12 protein-coding genes are annotated in these 16,433 nt (G+C 54.6%); 8 read left to right on the top strand and 4 right to left on the bottom strand.

The features are described from left to right. Nucleotides 1-2: 2 nt before the first annotated feature. Complete coding sequence (gene rnr, locus JXQ85_RS00965) at nucleotides 3-2,255, top strand: ribonuclease R (RefSeq protein WP_421746978.1); 2,253 nt, start codon at nucleotides 3-5, stop codon at nucleotides 2,253-2,255. On the opposite strand, the gene JXQ85_RS00960 is transcribed toward rnr, so the two are convergent. Continuing rightward, nucleotides 2,252-2,647 carry a DUF1801 domain-containing protein gene (locus tag JXQ85_RS00960; protein WP_421746977.1) on the bottom strand — a complete coding sequence of 132 codons (396 nt, stop codon included), beginning with the start codon at nucleotides 2,645-2,647 and terminating at the stop codon, nucleotides 2,252-2,254. The genes rnr and JXQ85_RS00960 overlap by 4 nt on opposite strands. Before the next feature lie 84 nt (nucleotides 2,648-2,731). On the opposite strand from JXQ85_RS00960, the gene JXQ85_RS00955 reads away from it, so the two are divergent. Together JXQ85_RS00955 and JXQ85_RS00950 are read left to right on the top strand one after the other, a co-directional pair. Further along, nucleotides 2,732-3,436, top strand: a complete 705-nt coding sequence (locus tag JXQ85_RS00955; protein ID WP_421746976.1) for a helix-turn-helix transcriptional regulator — start codon at nucleotides 2,732-2,734, stop codon at nucleotides 3,434-3,436. Nucleotides 3,437-3,503: 67 nt separating this feature from the next. After that, on the top strand, nucleotides 3,504-4,826 hold the full coding sequence (locus tag JXQ85_RS00950; RefSeq protein ID WP_421746975.1) for a lytic murein transglycosylase: 1,323 nt from the start codon (nucleotides 3,504-3,506) through the stop codon (nucleotides 4,824-4,826). On the opposite strand, the gene JXQ85_RS00945 is transcribed toward JXQ85_RS00950, so the two are convergent. After that, the gene (locus JXQ85_RS00945) at nucleotides 4,823-5,683 is read right to left on the bottom strand and encodes a phosphotransferase (protein WP_421746974.1); all 861 of its coding nucleotides are present in this window, start codon (nucleotides 5,681-5,683) and stop codon (nucleotides 4,823-4,825) included. The genes JXQ85_RS00950 and JXQ85_RS00945 overlap by 4 nt on opposite strands. Before the next feature lie 182 nt (nucleotides 5,684-5,865). Here JXQ85_RS00945 and polA point away from each other — a divergent pair, with 182 nt between their 5' ends. Next, nucleotides 5,866-8,691 (top strand): DNA polymerase I, encoded by a 2,826-nt coding sequence (gene polA, locus JXQ85_RS00940; RefSeq protein WP_421746973.1) that lies wholly within the window; start codon nucleotides 5,866-5,868, stop codon nucleotides 8,689-8,691. Between the two features lie 6 nt (nucleotides 8,692-8,697). Here the strand turns inward: polA and JXQ85_RS00935 are convergent, their stop codons facing one another. Beyond that, nucleotides 8,698-9,075: a VOC family protein gene (locus tag JXQ85_RS00935; RefSeq protein WP_421746972.1), complete on the bottom strand. Its 378-nt coding sequence runs from the start codon at nucleotides 9,073-9,075 to the stop codon at nucleotides 8,698-8,700. A gap of 68 nt (nucleotides 9,076-9,143) precedes the next feature. Then, nucleotides 9,144-9,716: a DUF1285 domain-containing protein gene (locus tag JXQ85_RS00930; RefSeq protein ID WP_421746971.1), complete on the bottom strand. Its 573-nt coding sequence runs from the start codon at nucleotides 9,714-9,716 to the stop codon at nucleotides 9,144-9,146. Nucleotides 9,717-9,782: 66 nt separating this feature from the next. Here JXQ85_RS00930 and JXQ85_RS00925 point away from each other — a divergent pair, with 66 nt between their 5' ends. The 4 genes from JXQ85_RS00925 to JXQ85_RS00910 are packed head-to-tail and all read left to right on the top strand — an operon-like array spanning nucleotide 9,783 to nucleotide 16,433. After that, nucleotides 9,783-10,790 carry an AAA family ATPase gene (locus tag JXQ85_RS00925; protein WP_421746970.1) on the top strand — a complete coding sequence of 336 codons (1,008 nt, stop codon included), beginning with the start codon at nucleotides 9,783-9,785 and terminating at the stop codon, nucleotides 10,788-10,790. After that, nucleotides 10,787-11,662, top strand: a complete 876-nt coding sequence (locus JXQ85_RS00920; RefSeq protein WP_421746969.1) for a DUF58 domain-containing protein — start codon at nucleotides 10,787-10,789, stop codon at nucleotides 11,660-11,662. Before JXQ85_RS00925 ends, JXQ85_RS00920 begins: the two co-directional genes overlap by 4 nt. Then, a complete protein-coding gene (locus JXQ85_RS00915) occupies nucleotides 11,662-14,397 on the top strand; it encodes a DUF4159 domain-containing protein (RefSeq protein WP_421746968.1) in 2,736 nt (911 codons plus the stop codon). The genes JXQ85_RS00920 and JXQ85_RS00915 overlap by 1 nt, the downstream gene beginning before the upstream one ends. Then, nucleotides 14,394-16,433, top strand: a complete 2,040-nt coding sequence (locus JXQ85_RS00910; RefSeq protein ID WP_421746967.1) for a hypothetical protein — start codon at nucleotides 14,394-14,396, stop codon at nucleotides 16,431-16,433. Before JXQ85_RS00915 ends, JXQ85_RS00910 begins: the two co-directional genes overlap by 4 nt.

Raw genomic sequence — 16,433 nt, 5'->3', positions numbered from 1 at the left:
GCATGAAAATGCCTAACAAAGCAGAGATTCTGGAATGGATTTCTGAAAACCCGACCCTCACCAGCAAACGCGATATCGCCAAAGCCTTTGGCATCAAAGGCGCCGCGCGGATCGACTTAAAACGCATCCTGCGCGAGCTGGAGGCTGAGGGGCATCTGCGCAAACGCAGTCGCAGCTATCGTGACCCTGATCAATTGCCACCCGTTAGCGTGTTGAAAATTTTGGGGGCCGATTCTGACGGCGATCTGTTCGCAGAGCCGATGGAGTGGGAAGGTGAGGGCGCGGAACCCGTCATCTTAATGGTCTTAAAGGCGTCTGATCCTGCGCTGGGTGAAGGTGATAAGGTTTTGGCGCGTCTGACTGAAGTCAAAGGCGAAGACCACGCTTATGAAGGTCGTTTGATCCGCCGCATCGGCACAAATCCGAAACGGGTTTTGGGGCTTTTTCGTAAAGGCACCGAAGGCGGGCGCATTGTGCCGATCGACAAAGGCACTGACAAAGAATGGTCTGTACCTGATGGGCAAGTAAACGGCGCGAAAGATGGCGAGTTAGTTGAGGCCGAACAGATTGGCCCGCGATCTCGTATGGGGCTGCCGAAAGCCAAGATCGTTTCGCGTTTGGGTGATCCTACAGCGCCGAAGGCCGTGTCCTTGATTGCGATTCATCAGCACGGCATTCCTGATGCGTTTCCTGATGCGGTGATTGCCGAGGCTGACGCGGCCAAGCCCGCGCCCTTGGGTGATCGCACAGATCTGCGTACCATGCCGTTGGTGACAATCGATCCGGCTGATGCACGGGACCATGATGACGCCTGTTGGGCGCATGCAGATGACGACCCGGACAATATCGGTGGCCATATCGTTTGGGTCGCGATTGCGGATGTTGCCCATTACGTGACGCCGGGATCGGAACTGGACCGCGAAGCAAAGAAACGGGGCAACTCCAGCTATTTCCCTGATCGCGTTGTTCCGATGTTGCCTGATCGGCTGTCAGGTGATCTGTGTTCATTGCATGAAGGTGTTCCACGTGCCTGTGTCGCGGTGCGCATGAAGCTTGATGCACAGGGCCATAAGATTGGCCATCGTTTCGTTCGCGGAATGATGAAATCCGTCGCCTCGTTGAACTACGAAGAAGTGCAGCAGGCCCGTGATGGCAAGCCAAATGAGCGTTGCGCTGAGCTGTTGGATGAGGTGATTGCGCCTTTGTATGAGGCATACGAAGCTACCAAATTGGCTCGTGTAGAACGCCAGCCTTTGGAACTAGACCTGCCAGAACGTAAAATCATTCTGACGGATGAAGGTGAAGTCGCTTCGGTTAATTTCCGTGAACGTCTGGATGCGCATCGCTTGATCGAAGAATTCATGATCCTTGCCAATGTGGCAGCGGCGGAAACTCTGACAGCAAAGACCTCTCCGTTGCTGTTCCGGGTCCATGAAGAGCCAAGCCAAGAGAAACTCGATAGCCTGCGCGACGTGGCGCGGTCTTCAGGTCTGAACCTTGCCAAGGGGCAGGTTTTGCAAACACGTCATTTGAATAAGTTGCTTAAGGATGCCGTCGGCACGGATGAAGCCGAGCTGATCAACATAACGACGCTTCGGTCAATGACGCAGGCTTATTATTCACCTAATAACTTTGGGCATTTCGGCCTTGCGCTGAAATCCTACGGGCATTTCACCTCGCCGATCCGGCGCTATGCGGACTTGATTGTGCACCGATCTCTGGTGGCGTCGCATGGTTGGGGTGAGGATGGGCTAACCCATCATGACATCGAGAACTTAGAACAAACTGCGACCCATATTTCTGAAACCGAACGCCGGTCGATGTTGGCAGAGCGGGATACGACAGATCGCTATTTGGCGTCTTATCTCAGCGAACGTCTGGGCAATGAGTTTGCTGGTAAAATCAGCGGAATCGCACGGTTTGGCGTCTTTGTGAAACTTGATGAAACCGGGGCCGACGGTTTGGTGCCGATGCGTGCGCTAGGCACCGAGTATTTCAAGTTTGACCATGACAGCAATACGCTGATTGGTTCTGATACAGGTCTGGTTATTGGATTGGGGCAACGCGTTGTGGTGCGTCTGGCAGAGGCGGCTCCGGTGACCGGTGGCGTCATTCTTGATCTGCTCGAAATTGACGGGAAGCGCCCATCGCAAGGGCGCAAGTCAGGGCGCGGCCGACCAACCAAACGCAAGATGTCTGCCGCTAAGAAAAAGGCGCAGAAAACTAAACGCAAGGTGGAGCGCCGTCGGCGCTAACGAAGGTGATAGGTCAGCGCGTCCTCAATCAGGCTGCGCAACCGAAAGGGTTCGATCTGATCGGGGCGGTCAAACAAGACCGCTCTGTTGCCATCCAGCCTATCCCAGCCCGGAAAACGCGTGGCGTAGTTGGCAATCACATTGGATTGGCAATGGGCGAAAATCGCAAAGCTGGCGGACTTGTGTGTGCCTAAACGCAGAGGCGTCGCAGCCTTTTTGTCAGGCGTAATGTAGCTGGGTTGCCCCCAGCGTAAGACCTCTTCGACGCGACCGATATCTGGCAGACCTTGAGCTACATCAAAAATCAGATCACGAAGCCGCAGCAACCCGGTGCGTGCAGGTTCCGGTGTGCGGTCAAATGTGGCGGCGATCGCTGGATCGGTAAAGCTCATCGTAAAACCCAAATGCAAGTCTAAGCGCTTTCTCGCAGATGCTCTTGCCATTTTTTGGCAGGAGTGATGCACTATAGGTCCATCATGTCACGTACCGCACGTCTGTTCCAATTGATGCAAGCTCTGCGCAGCCTGCCGTCCCCTGTCACCGCTGAGCGGTTGGCAGATGAAACCAATGTGTCAATCCGCACAATGTATCGCGACATTGAAAGTCTGCGTGGGTTGGGCGCGGTGATCGATGGGGAAGCCGGTTTTGGCTATACGTTGATCGAAGACGCCACATTGCCACCGCTGGGGTTTGAAGACGAAGAACTTGAGGCTTTGGTTCTTGGCCTGCGCGAGGTCATGGCGGTTGGTGATCCATCCCTTGCCAAAGGAGCTGAATCTGCTTTGGCCAAACTGGGTGCACGGCTGCCTGAGGGGCAATCTCGGCGTCTAAAACATGCGGTTTTGACAGCCAAAAGCTATAGCCCGCCGCCTGCACCCAAGGTCGATGCGGGCGTGTTGCGCCGCGCGACCTGGGATGAGCGCCGTATTCGTTTTGAGTATTCAGACGTAAAAGGTGCGAATTCCTGCCGAGAGGTTTACCCGCTGTCGATTGTCTTTATGCAATCCAGTCATTGTCTGGTGGGCTGGTGCCATTTACGTAATAATTTCAGGGTGTTCCGTTTGGATCGTATGGGGAATTTAGAAGTTTTGGACGAAAGTTTCCGCCCTCGTCGCGTTAGCATGCTGCGGCAATATTGGGATCAGATGCGCGCTGAAGCGCTAGAACATGGTTACGGGTGAATTCCCCCTTCTCGGCCCTCTACAATTCTGAGTAGACTGGTTCTGAGAGTGAGTGGTGAATCAAATTATGGTATTTAAAACATATAGCTGTGCAATTGTTGGCGCTTTGGTTTTAGGGGCAACGATGGCAGTGGCCAGCGCGCCCGATAGTTCTTTGCGACCCGTTTTAAGGTCTACTGGCGCCAGCGATAAGGTGCAGGTTGCCTTCCTGGAAACCTCTGTGCGGCCTGTGTTGAGACCGGCCCAGATCAAGCCGCCGGTTATGCAAGCGAATGCACGATTTGAAGCTTGGATACGTTCCTTCAAAACCCGCGCGACGCGACAGGGGATCTCAAAATCGACATTGGATCGTGCCTTTCGAGGGGTGCAATATAACGCTGATGTCGTGCGTCGGGATCGTAACCAATCTGAGTTCACCAAGACCCTTTGGGAGTATCTCGACTCAGCGGCGTCTGACAGCCGCGTTAAAAACGGAAAGGCTGCGCTGCGCAAACATCGAAAGACGTTGGATGCGATTGAGCGCAAATACGGCGTCGAAAAGGAAGTTGTTGTCGCCGTCTGGGGATTGGAAAGCGCTTACGGAGCAGTGCGTGGTGACGTGCCGATTATCGAGGCCTTGGCCACATTGTCATTTGATGGACGCCGTGGTCGTTTCTTTGAACAGCAGTTGATCGCGGCCCTCAAAATCTTGCAAAGCGGCGATACCGTACCGCGCCGTATGGTTGGCAGCTGGGCGGGTGCCATGGGGCATACGCAGTTCATTCCAACGTCTTATTTGTCTTTTGCCGTGGATTTCACCGGCGACGGAAAACGCGACATTTGGTCGGATGATCCAACAGATGCGCTGGCCTCAACAGCGGCTTACTTGAAGCGGTCTGGCTGGGTCACGGGCCAGCCTTGGGGGGTCGAAGTGACCCTTCCGCGTGGGTTTAACTATGCGCTGGCCAATCGCAAAATTAAAAAGAAGCCCAGCGAATGGGGGGCTCTGGGCGTGAAGGGGCTCGACGGTAAGACCGTGAAAAACCACGGGCAGGCCTCATTGCTTTTACCTGCGGGCCACAATGGCGTCGCGCTTCTGATATTCCGAAATTTTGATGCGATTGAGCGTTATAATACCGCCGATGCTTATGTCATCGGTGTGGGCCATTTGAGTGACCGCATCAAAGGGGGTGGCAAATTTAAGTCAAACTGGCCCCGTCAGGATCGCGCTTTGACGTTCTCCGAACGCAAAGAGCTACAACGGCGTCTGACAGCAGCTGGGTTTGATACAGTCAAAATTGATGGCAAGATTGGCCCCTTAACTATTGATGCAGTGCGTGCTTATCAACGGTCTATCGGTATGGAACCGGATGGCTATGCGTCTTTGGCGATTTTGAAAAAGCTGCGTTAGAGCGCTTCGAGTGCTTGCTCTTCTTCGGTTAAGGCTTCGGCATAATCCAACTGCCCGCGCGCGATTTGCCAACGGCAATAGGCGGCCATGCGAAAATGATAGAGAGGGGCAAGGGCGCGATAGCGCTCTTGTTGCTCAGCTGAGAAACCGGACAGAAAAGACTGTGTTTCTTCATCTGAGAGAACCCCGCCGCGATAAAGTAGCTGCATCGCAGGAGAGAGGAAAATCGCGAGATCTTCAGTCGGATCTCCGATGGCAGGACACTGCCAATCAATCAGCCGCAAATCATCACCTTCAGCGATCAAGTTGCCTGGAACGATGTCCCCATGCAGCAGCCCAATAGATGCGGTTTTTGCGACGCTTATTTGATACATTTTTTCAGGTGGAGTTGTGCGCATACCTGCCGCTTTATGGATTTTCAGTGCGTGGTCTAACAGCTCTTCAGATCCATTCACCGCCACCCTTAATCCAGTTGGTGCGGAGATTTTGTGTAGCCGTTGGATGAGTTCCGCAACCCGTTCAACGCCGTCGGTCCAAGCCTGACCTGGCAAGGTTTCATATAGATTACAATCCATCTCGTCGGTTGTGAAATTTGCGATCAGACGCGGGGCGATTTCCGTCCCTTGCAGATGCCTGAGCATCTTGGCCTCGGCGGCTGGATCATTTGGAAAGAGAGGGTTTTGCCCGCCACGACGATAAAGCTTCAGGACCGCGGAATCATCGGCACCACTGACTTGCCAAGCCGCATTTGTGCGTCCACCGAACAGCGTTTGCCAATGTGCATCCTCGGTCCAAGGTGCAATTTGGCCGACCTGTTGCCGCACCGACGGCGGCGGAAGAGGGTGGGATAAGATCAAGCGCGCGTTCCATTCAAGAAGACCCCGCAAACGCTATGCGAAGCGCCGTTTCTGAGCAAGTGACATCGCGCGGGTGCGACCTTGTGCAAGAAGCTGTCAGCAGCACCTTTGAACAGGCAATTCAAGTCTGGCCGCTGCAACGCATGCATGGCACAAGGGGACAGGACATTTAGGAGCGCGACATGGCTGAGAACGGGTCAGAAAATGGTGAAGCAAAGTTTGGCAAAGGTTGCCATCTGCATCTGATTGATGGCTCGGCCTTTATTTTCCGCGCTTATCACGCATTGCCGCCTTTGACCCGCAAATCCGATGGGCTTCCGATTGGGGCCGTGGCCGGATTTTGCAACATGTTGCACCGCTATGTCGAAGGCAACACTGGCCCTGATGCGCCTACCCATGTGGCGGTGATTTTTGACCATTCTGGCAAGTCCTTTCGCAACGAGATGTATGATCAATACAAGGCCAACCGGCCACCTGCGCCGGAAGATCTGCGCCCCCAGTTTCCACTGACTCGCGACGCCACCCGCGCGTTTAACATCGCCTGCAAAGAGGTCGAAGGCTTTGAAGCTGACGACATCATCGCGACATTGGCGTGTCAGGCACGCGATGCCGGTGGTCGCTGTACGATCATCAGCTCAGACAAAGACCTCATGCAATTGGTCGGTGGCGGGGTAGAGATGCTCGACGCGATGAAGAACAAGCGCATTGATCGCGATGGCGTGCGTGAGAAATTTGGCGTCGGCCCGGAACGTGTTGTTGACGTGCAGGCGCTGGCTGGTGACAGCGTGGATAACGTGCCGGGTGCGCCGGGCATTGGGATCAAAACTGCAGCCCTTTTGATCAATGAATTTGGTGATTTGGAAACGCTGCTGGATCGCGCTGAAGAGATCAAACAACCCAAGCGTCGTCAGACTTTGATTGAGAAACGTGACCAGATTGAACTGTCCAAACGACTGGTTCAGCTGGATTGCGAAATGGATTTGGACTTCAGCTTGGAAAGCCTCGAAGCGCAGGATCCTATGTCAGAGAAACTCATGGAGTTTTTGGCGGAGATGGAATTCCGCACCCTGGCGAAACGCATTGCGGATCAGCTGGGTGTGGAAGCGCCAGTGATCAAAGAAGCACCCAAGTCTGAAAGTGCAGTTGAGGCACCAGCTGCGCTGCCGTTTGAAGTTGAAAAATACCAGCAGGTCAGCACAGCTGCAGAGCTGGAAGCTTGGATCGCCAAGGCGCATAAGCGCGGTTGGATAGCGGTTGATACGGAAACCACCGGCCTGAATGAAATGCAGGTCGATCTGGTGGGCATTTCTCTTTCTGTCGAGGCAGGTGAGGCTTGCTATATTCCTTTGGCCCACAAGAAAGGCGACGCCGACGATCTGTTTGGCAGCGATGATCTGGCTGAAGGGCAGATGAATTTGGAAGAGGCGGTGGCGATGCTGAAGCCGCTGCTAGAAGACCCGGCGGTCATAAAGATTTTCCAGAACGCCAAATACGACTGCAAGATTTTCAAACGTTACGGCGTTTCGGTCGCACCGATTGATGACACCATGCTGATGTCTTACGCGATGAATGCGGGCATCCATAATCATGGCATGGACACTCTGAGCGAGATCTATCTGGATCACAAACCGATCTCGATCAAATCACTGCTCGGCACTGGTAAATCCGCGATCACTTTCGACAAGGTGCCGCTCGAAGATGCGGTGAAATATGCTGCCGAAGATGCCGATATTACGCTGCGCCTGTGGCAGTTGCTGAAACCACAGTTGCATCAGAAGAAAGTCACCACCGTCTATGAAACACTGGAGCGCCCGCTGGTGCCGGTGTTGTCGGAAATGGAAATGCATGGGGTGCAGGTTGATCGCGATGCGCTGAGCCGAATGTCCAACTCCTTTGCTCAAAAGATGGCGCAGTATGAGGCCGAATTGCATGAGATGGCAGGCAAGCCTTTCAATGTGCAGTCCCCGGCGCAGGTGGGCCAAATCCTGTTTGAAGACCTGGAATTAGAAGGCGGAAAGAAAACTAAAACCGGTCAATGGTCTACCCCTGCGGATGTCTTGGAAGACCTAGCAGCGCAACATGATTTCCCACGTCGCGTGTTGGACTATCGTCAGCTGCAGAAACTAAAATCCACCTATACGGACGCGCTGCAGGAACATATCGACCCGGATACCGGCCGCGTTCATACTTCCTACTCTCAGATCGGCGCGAACACCGGGCGGTTCTCATCCAACGATCCAAACCTGCAAAACATACCGGTGCGTACGGAAGAAGGTCGGCGTATTCGCGAGGCCTTTGTGGCCTCTCCGGGCAATAAGCTGATCAGCCTTGACTACAGCCAAATCGAACTGCGTATTTTGGCGCATATCGCTGGCATCGACTCTTTGAAGCAGGCGTTCCGGGATGGGCATGACATTCACGCCATGACTGCGTCCGAGATGTTTGATGTGCCGCTTGACGAAATGACGCCCGATGTACGCCGCCAAGCAAAGGCAATCAACTTTGGTGTGATCTATGGGATTTCGGCCTTTGGTCTGGCTCGCAATCTGCATATCCCACGGGGCGATGCGCAGGCCTTTATCACGCGCTATTTTGAACGTTTCCCGGGCATTCGCACCTACATGGATGACACCAAGGCGTTTGCGAAAGAGAACCTTTACGTGGAAACCCTGTTTGGGCGCAAAATCAACATGCCGCAGATCAACGCCAAGGGCCCACATGCTGGGTTTGCCGCGCGCGCTGCAATTAACGCGCCAATTCAAGGGACGGCTGCCGACATCATTCGCCGCGCCATGATCCGCATGCCAACGGCGATCAAAGACTTACCGGCCAAGATGCTGCTACAGGTGCACGACGAATTGATCTTCGAAGTGGCCGAGGATGCAGTCGATGATACAATTGCAGCAGCGCGCGATGTGATGCAGGGGGCGGCAGACCCAGCGGTTCAGCTGGATGTGCCTTTGATTGTCGATTCAGGCGTCGGCGACAATTGGGCCGAAGCGCACTAAGCGCGATTAGCGCAGCTTTGAATAAATCCCGAGCGAATTGCCAAACGGGTCAATCGCATATTGAAAGCGACCAACGGGCAGATCGACGATCGGCCCGATGATCTCGGCCCCTGCTTTTTGCGCGCGGCCCACGGTGGCCTCAAGTGTGTCAGGTGCATGTAAATGCACGGTCATGCCTTCGCCATTTTGCGCAGGTTTGCCGGGATATATGTGGCCCGCGACGTCTTCTTCGTTTTGCTTTGGAAAGAAAGAGACCGGGTTTGGCCCCATGTCGGTGATCTCCATTTCTGAGTCAAAGACAGCACCATAAAACGCAGCACCTTCGGCCATATCAGTGACGGGGATTTCACACCAAACAACGGTGTCTTTTACGGGGTAAGTCATGGGAATGCTCCTGATTTGAATACAGGAACAGACCTATCCGATGGCCCTGTCAGTTTTCGGCGGGACGCCTAGAGATCATCCGCCTTGATCAGCGAAAAAAACGTGCCACCGGAATAGACGCCAAACCAGCCATCTTTTTCCGTACCGAGTTCGACCATCCGATAAAACGTCTTGCGATCAATCCGCGCTTCAAGACCCGCGCGCACCATCACGTAGGGGGAGGGTTCCCCGGTATTGGAATCCAGCTCGACCCGGATCGGATGTTGGCCGCTCGCCGTTACTTCATCCCCTACATGGGTTTTAAAGGTCAGTACTTGGTCTTTTCCATCACCAGATAGCGTAAAGCCTGTTGCCACAAAGGGCACATCTTCGACCGTGATCCCAACCTTTTCGACTGGGGTCACTAGAAAATACGACTCACCTTCTTTGCGTAGAATAGATGAAAACAGCTTCACCATTTCTGGGCGATTGATTTTCCCGCCTTCGTGAATCCAAGTGCCGTCTTTCAGAATTTGTATGTCTAAATCGCCGCAAAACGGTGGATTCCATAGGTGAACAGGGGGCAAACCGCGCCCTTTGGCCTTTTTGGCGCTCGCCGCAATTCCGTCAGCTGAGAGATTTACAATATTTTGTGTACTCATAGTTTTTGCCATTTCTGCTGCAGGCGATAGACTTCTCTTAAATATAGAGAAAGCAGGAGATTTGTCATGACTGATCCCGACAGCTTGCTGGGTGAAATCGAAACGCTTGGCGAAAAGCTCGGGCAGGCCAAGGCCGCGATCACCCACCGCTTTATCGGCCAGGAGAGGGTGGTCGACCTGACACTGGCCGCGCTTTTATGTGGGGGCCATGCGCTTTTGATTGGTCTGCCCGGACTTGGAAAAACCCGGTTGATCGAGACACTTTCTACAGTCATGGGCTTGAACGGCAACCGTGTGCAATTCACGCCCGACCTGATGCCTGCGGATATCCTGGGTTCTGAAATTCTGGAAAAAGCCAAAAGTGGTGGCAAGGAGTTCCGATTTGTCCCAGGGCCAATCTTTTGTCAGCTATTGATGGCGGATGAAATCAACCGCGCCAGCCCACGCACGCAATCAGCGCTTCTGCAGGCCATGCAGGAAAAGAAGGTGACCGTAGCGGGTGAGGATCGTGCATTGGACGAGCCTTTTCATGTTTTGGCCACGCAGAACCCGATTGAACAAGAAGGTACTTATCCATTACCCGAAGCGCAGCTTGATCGCTTCTTGGTGCAGATCGATGTGCCCTATCCGGATCGCGAAACGGAACGCGAGATTTTGTTGTCTACCACGGGCGTTGTGGAAGATGAGTTGAAACAGATTTTCACGGCAGAAGAATTGATTGCTGCGCAACAATTACTCCGTCGTATGCCGGTTGGCGAAAGCGTGATGGAGCGCATTCTCGACATTGTCCGGGCCTTCCGCCCGGATGATGAAACCGCCAGTGAACAGGTCAAAGATGTTGTGGCCTGGGGGCCGGGTCCGCGTGCGGCGCAGGCCTTCATGATGATGACCCGTGCTTGGGCATTGCTGGATGGTCGACTTGCGCCATCAGCAGATGATGTTGCGGATTTGGCCGGGCCCGTGTTGAGTCATCGAATGGCCTTGAGTTTTGCAGCCCGTGCGCGTGGGGACAATCTTGGGCAGTTGATCGAAAACATCGTCGCGACCGCGGATAGCAATGAGGTTGCTGCGTGAGCGCCCACCCCCAACTTCGCCGCCGCGCAGAGGCTGCCGCCTCGCGCCTGCCCCCGCTTCTTGCGCGGGCAGAAAACTTGGCGAATACAGTTTTGTTGGGGGAACATGGTCGCCGTCGTTCGGGCCTTGGGGACGATTTCTGGCAATACCGCCCTTTGCAAGAAGGCGACAGTTACCGGATGATTGACTGGCGCCGCTCGGCCAAGACCAATGCGCAATACGTCCGTCAAAAAGAATGGCAGATTGCTCAGTCAGTTTCTCTGTGGATCGATAGTGCCGCCTCGATGGACTACGCCAGTCGCAAAGATTTAGCACCGAAGTCGGACCGTGCTCAGTTATTGGCATTGGCGGCGTCGATCCTGTTGATCCGCGCAGGAGAGCGCGTTGGTTTGGCTGGAACAGCTTTGCCGCCACAACGTGGAGACGGCCAGATTTGGCGACTGTCCCAAGCCTTGTTGGACGACAATCCAGGGGATGATTACGGCTCGCCCGAAGCGCGGGCCATGATCCCACATTCGCGCGCTCTATTCATTTCGGATTTCCTGGGTGATTTTGCGCAAATGGAGCACGCCCTTTACAAGGCCGCAGACCGCGGTGTGAGAGGCGTCATCCTGCAGGTGCTTGATCCAGCCGAAGAGGCTTTCCCGTTTTCGGGTCGCGCGATTTTTGAAAGCATGCGTGCGCAGGTTCTGTATGAAACGCGTAAGGCCAATGATCTGCGTGATCATTATGTGGCGCGGTTGCAGGAACGCAAAGACGCATTGCGCAAGCTCGCGCGCATTACGGGTTGGCAATATGAATGCCATCTTACGGATGCCTCGGTTCAATCAGCATTGTTATGGGTCTACCGGGCCTTAGAACGGGGGCGCTGATGCTGGGATTGCCGATTGCCTTTGCAACACCGTGGTTGCTGACTGCGCTGATTGGTTTGCCAGTGTTGTGGCTGTTGTTGCGTGCGGTGCCGCCAGCCCCGATCCGCCGGCGGTTTCCCGGTGTCGTGTTGTTGTTGGGTTTAAAAGACGACGAAAGTGTAATGGATCGCACGCCATGGTGGCTGTTATTGATCCGCATGTTGATTATCGCCTGCGCGATCGTTGCGCTCGCCGGGCCAGTGTTGAATCCAGACACCGAAAGCCGTTCTGATCGACCCTTATTGGTTCTGATGGATGGCAGCTGGGCGACCGGCGCAACTTGGCGTCAGCAAAGTGCGGCGCTTGTGGCCATTCTTGAAGACGCGGATCGCCGCGGGCAAGACGCGGCTATTTTGCAGATCACAGATCCGCAAACGACAGAGTTCCTACCAGCTGCGATTTGGGCGCGTCGGGTTACCGAATTTGCGCCAAAACCTTGGCGACCAATGCAGGCTCAGTTTGATCGGGCTGCCGAGCTGTTATCAGAGCAGACATTTGACACGCTTTGGGCGTCGGATGGTTTGGCCTATGACGGGCGCTTGGACATGTTGGCCGCTCTTGAGCGTGCTGGGGACGTGCGTGTGCTTCAAGGAACTGGGGCAATTGTTGGTTTAAGCGATTTAACATTGAACGAAGGGGCTTTGGTGGTGTCGGCAAAGACGTCAGCGCCAGTTACTTTGGATCCGGTGATTCAAGTGATCGGGAAAGATCCGACAGGTGTGGATCGCGTTTTTGCCAAAGGGTCTCTCACGTTTGATGATAGTGGGGAGGCTGAGACTTCGTTTGCTCTGCCAGCTGAGTTACGCGGCCGCGTGGAGCGCGTGGCGATCGAAAACCGCACGACAGCAGGCGCGGTTCTTTTGACCGATGATAGCATTCGCCGCCGCGAGGTTGCTTTGATCTCCGAAGGGACATTCCGTGAAGGATTGGAGCTTTTGGCTCCGACGCATTTCCTAAAACAGGCATTGGTTGAAACCGCTGACATACTGGAAGGCGCGCTTCCCGATGTTTTGCCTGCAAATCCTGATGTGATTATCTTGGCTGATGTTGCGACGATTGCGCCGTCTGAAAAGGCTGCTTTACTTGAGTGGGTTCAAAGTGGCGGCTTGTTATTGCGATTTGCGGGTCCGCAGGTGGCGGCGAGTGAATTAAGTCGCGTTGAGGAAGATCCGCTGATGCCTGTACGGTTGCGGGCCGGAGGGCGATCAGTAGGTGGCGCGATGAGCTGGGGGGAACCTAAGTCCCTTGCGCCATTTCAATCTGATGGCCCCTTTGCTGGCTTGAAAATTCCAGACGAATTGCGTGTTACCGCTCAGGTCGTGGCGCAACCTGATCCGAATTTGGCCGAACGCGTTTTGGCCGAGCTGAGTGATGGGACGCCTTTGGTCACGCGCAAAAATGTAGATCAGGGGCAGGTCGTGCTGTTTCATGTGACCGCGAATGCCGAATGGTCCGATGTGCCGCTATCGGGATTATTTGTGCAGATGCTGGACCGGCTTGCGGTCTTATCTGCAAGCGGCAGTAATGAGGCTGCCGCTATGGAAGGAACGGTTTGGCAACCCTTACAGGTGTTGTCCGGCCAAGGCCGCTTGATCGATGGCCAAGCGTTGGCAGGAGTGGATGGAAGCGCCCTTGCGTCGGGAGCACTTGGCCCCGATCTGCAGCCAGGCTTGTATCGCAGTGGCAAAAACAGTTTTGCGCGCAACACAGTTGGCAAGAGTGAATCTTTAGAACCAGCGCAATGGCCTGCGGGTGTAATTGTGAGTGACTACGGCAGACCCAGTGCGATCGATTTGAAATGGGCCTTGTTAGTCTCTGCATTGATCCTGTTGGCGGTCGACACCATTGCCTCTTTGGTTCTGTCAGGACGCTTGCGTGGAGGCGGGCTGACGGCGGCCTTTGCTTTGATGCTTGTCTCGCCATCCATAAGTGAGGCGCAGTCTGTGACCCCCAATGAGCTGACGGATGAGATCGCTTTGGCCTATGTGATAACGGGCGATCAATCCCTTGATGAGGTGTCTTACGCCGGGCTGTATGGGCTTAGTGATGTGTTGTTTCGGCGCACTTCGGTTGAACCCGTCAATCCGATTGGTGTGGATCTGGAACAGGACGAGTTGGCATTCTTTCCGTTTCTCTATTGGCCCATCACATCTGACCTTGCGCTCCCCTCGGCGAAGGCTTTTGAAAAAGTGAATGCCTATTTGCGGTCTGGCGGCATGATTTTGTTTGATACACGCGATGCCGATGTGGCGCATCTGGGTCGGGCCAGTCCGGCAGGCAAGCGCCTTCAGCAGATCGCAGCGGGTCTAACGATCCCAGCACTGGAACCCATCCCAAGGGATCATGTGTTAACCAGAACCTTTTATCTTCTGCAGGATTTTCCGGGACGCTATGCCAATCGCGACGTCTGGGTCGAGGCGGCGCCACCGGATGCTGAACAAGTCGAAGGTATGCCTTTTCGGAACCTGAATGACGGTGTGACGCCAGTTGTGATTGGTGGCAATGACTGGGCTGCGGCTTGGGCGACCAGTGAACGCGGTGTGCCAATGTTCCGCGTCGGCCGCGGTGTTACAGGCGAAAGGCAACGGGAGTTGGCCTATCGGTTTGGAGTCAATCTGATCATGCATGTGCTGACCGGAAACTATAAGTCCGATCAAGTGCATGTGCCTGCGCTTTTGGACAGGTTGGGCCAATGAACAGTCAGATTTTCTTTGACCCTTTGATTGACCTTCGATTGATTGCCGCTTTGGCAGCGCTTTTGTTTGTGATCTGTGGATTTGCTTTTTGGCGCGGATTAACGGGCTGGTGGCTGAGAACTTTAGGCGCTGTTATGATCTTGGCTACGCTATTGGGGCCGGTGCTCCACCGCGAAGATCGCGAGGCCTTAACGGACGTGGTTTTGTTGCTTGAGGACACGACCGCGAGTCAGACTTTGTCAGGTCGCGCATCACGCTCTGAAGTTGCTGCCAACACTTTGGCTGAACGTTTGGAAGCACGATCAAACACAGATGTGCGTCGCATTAAAGTCGCCGATTCCGACGGAGATGGTGGTACAGCGCTGATGGCAGCGATGAATGAGGCATTGGCCAGTGAACCCCTTGGGCGAATTGCCGGAATCATTGCGATTTCAGACGGCCGCGTGCATGACATTGAAGAGGCGCCAGAATTGCCTGCTCCTTTCCATCTATTGCACAGTGGTAGGGCCGGCGATTGGGATCGACGTCTGATCGTCAGGGATGCCCCCGCCTTTGCGATTTTAGGCGAGCCGATCACGTTGCGGCTTAGGATTGAAGACACTGGAGAAGCGCCGCCGTCTGCTGATGCGCGCGTCGAAGTCTCGGTGGACGGCGGCGCCCCGCAAGCGTTCCAGGTGCCTATCGGCGTGGATATAGAGATCCCTGTGACGCTCCCGCATGGTGGGCGTAATGTATTGGAATTCAAAGCCCCCGCTGTTGAGGGTGAACTGACCGATCGTAACAACACATCGATCATTCAAATCAATGGGGTGCGCGATCGACTGAGGGTGCTGTTGGTGTCAGGCGAGCCACATCCGGGTGGACGGACTTGGCGAAATTTGTTGAAGTCCGATAGCTCTGTAGATTTGGTACATTTCACCATTTTACGTCCCCCTGCCAAGCAGGATGGCGTGCCAGTGGATGAGCTGTCGTTGATCGCATTCCCAACGCGTGAACTCTTTTTGGAAAAGATCGATGACTTTGATCTCATTATTTTTGACCGCTACAAACGGCGGGGTATTTTGCCTTCTCTGTATCTGCGCAACGTCGCGGAATATGTGAACAATGGCGGAGCCGTGTTGGTGGCGGCGGGGCCTGATTTTGCATCAGCAGATAGCCTCTATCGCTCACCTTTGTCTGAAATCCTACCTGCCGGCCCAACTGCTTTGGTGCTGAATGAACCCTACGTGCCAACTGTTAGTGATATCGGGAGCCGCCATCCCGTCACGGCCGGACTGCCGGATATAGAGCCTTGGGGCGAATGGCTCCGTTTGGTCGATGTCGTTCCTGATAAAGGGCATGTGGTGATGACCGGAGCAAATGATCGCCCATTGTTAATGCTGGATCGCGTTGACGCAGGGCGCGTTGCTCTTTTGGCTTCGGATCAGGCCTGGCTTTGGGCGCGTGGATATGATGGCGGTGGTCCTCAATTAGAATTGCTGCGGCGCTTGGCCCATTGGATGATGGCGGAACCGGATCTTGAGGAAGAAGCACTGTGGGGCGAAGCTAGTGGACAACGCCTGCGCATTTTGCGGCGTTCTTTGGCAGAGCAAGTCGGCTCAGTTGAGGTGCAAACTCCATCCGGTGACACAGCCACGTTGCCGATGCTCGAAATTGAACCAGGTTTGTTTGAGGCAAGATACGATGGCCCAGAAATTGGACTATACCGGCTGACGAACGGCGATTTGAGTTCTGTGATCGGCCTCGGGCCCGCTGCGCCGCGTGAATATGCCCAAGTGATTGCCACTGGTGAAGTGCTGGCGCCGGTGATTCAAACCTTGCGCGGCGGTATTCTGTCGTTTGAGGACGGTTTACCATCTGTGCGGAACGTACGTCCCGGACGGCCTGCCGCTGGCAATGGGTGGATCGGTCTAACACCGCGCAATGCCTATGAAACCCTGAGTGTGTCACGAACAGCTTTGCTGCCGCCTTGGGTCATATTGTTGATTATTTCTGCCTTCGTAATCGGCGCTTGGTTGCGCGAGGGGCGGCAATAG

Source organism: Cognatishimia sp. (assembly GCF_049116455.1).
Taxonomy (GTDB): domain Bacteria; phylum Pseudomonadota; class Alphaproteobacteria; order Rhodobacterales; family Rhodobacteraceae; genus Cognatishimia.
This window is presented reverse-complemented; position numbering and strand designations above follow the sequence as displayed.

What these genes read in the sequence shown, in the direction of transcription:
- rnr (WP_421746978.1), top strand. Translation starts at nt 3, where the DNA reads ATGAAAATGCCTAACAAAGCAGAGATTCTGGAATGGATTTCTGAAAAC.
- JXQ85_RS00960 (WP_421746977.1), bottom strand. Translation starts at nt 2,647, where the DNA reads ATGAGCTTTACCGATCCAGCGATCGCCGCCACATTTGACCGCACACCG.
- JXQ85_RS00955 (WP_421746976.1), top strand. Translation starts at nt 2,732, where the DNA reads ATGTCACGTACCGCACGTCTGTTCCAATTGATGCAAGCTCTGCGCAGC.
- JXQ85_RS00950 (WP_421746975.1), top strand. Translation starts at nt 3,504, where the DNA reads ATGGTATTTAAAACATATAGCTGTGCAATTGTTGGCGCTTTGGTTTTA.
- polA (WP_421746973.1), top strand. Translation starts at nt 5,866, where the DNA reads ATGGCTGAGAACGGGTCAGAAAATGGTGAAGCAAAGTTTGGCAAAGGT.
- JXQ85_RS00935 (WP_421746972.1), bottom strand. Translation starts at nt 9,075, where the DNA reads ATGACTTACCCCGTAAAAGACACCGTTGTTTGGTGTGAAATCCCCGTC.
- JXQ85_RS00930 (WP_421746971.1), bottom strand. Translation starts at nt 9,716, where the DNA reads ATGAGTACACAAAATATTGTAAATCTCTCAGCTGACGGAATTGCGGCG.
- JXQ85_RS00925 (WP_421746970.1), top strand. Translation starts at nt 9,783, where the DNA reads ATGACTGATCCCGACAGCTTGCTGGGTGAAATCGAAACGCTTGGCGAA.
- JXQ85_RS00915 (WP_421746968.1), top strand. Translation starts at nt 11,662, where the DNA reads ATGCTGGGATTGCCGATTGCCTTTGCAACACCGTGGTTGCTGACTGCG.
- JXQ85_RS00910 (WP_421746967.1), top strand. Translation starts at nt 14,394, where the DNA reads ATGAACAGTCAGATTTTCTTTGACCCTTTGATTGACCTTCGATTGATT.